Annotated in this window: 1 pseudogene; it reads right to left on the bottom strand. The window is 59.8% G+C overall.

The features are described from left to right. Positions 1-103: 103 nt before the first annotated feature. A pseudogene (locus EOC94_RS33935) lies at positions 104-315 on the bottom strand (hypothetical protein); the annotation flags it as partial. Positions 316-338: the final 23 nt, after the last annotated feature.

Below are 338 nucleotides of genomic sequence, written 5' to 3'. Positions count from 1 at the left end.
TTCCTGAGGCGCGCCGCGTCGCGAAAGCCATCACGCTTGGGCAACTGACAAAGCCCAATGCTCATAAAGCCGGATCAGGTCCGGCCGGTGTGTGGCGTAGGTGCAGTATGACGATGTGAGCCGCTACACCGTGCGCGTCGTAGCCGATTGCGCGGGCTTCGGGTCTCGCGCCGGCCCAACTGCGGCCTGCTTTCGAATGGCTGGAAGGTTTCCAGTCTGTCCATAGGCTCGGAAGAAGTCGGACAGTTTGACATGGCCGGTCAGTTGCAACTCCCTTTCCCAGCACTCCACTGCCCGGTAGAGCGCATGAAAAATCTCCTTTCGGGCGGTTTCTTAAG

It is taken from the genome of Mesorhizobium sp. M6A.T.Ce.TU.016.01.1.1, assembly GCF_003997065.1.
Classification (GTDB): Bacteria; Pseudomonadota; Alphaproteobacteria; order Rhizobiales; family Rhizobiaceae; genus Mesorhizobium; species Mesorhizobium mediterraneum.
Note: the sequence above shows the minus strand (reverse complement) of the source record. Positions and strands in the feature narration are given on the sequence as shown.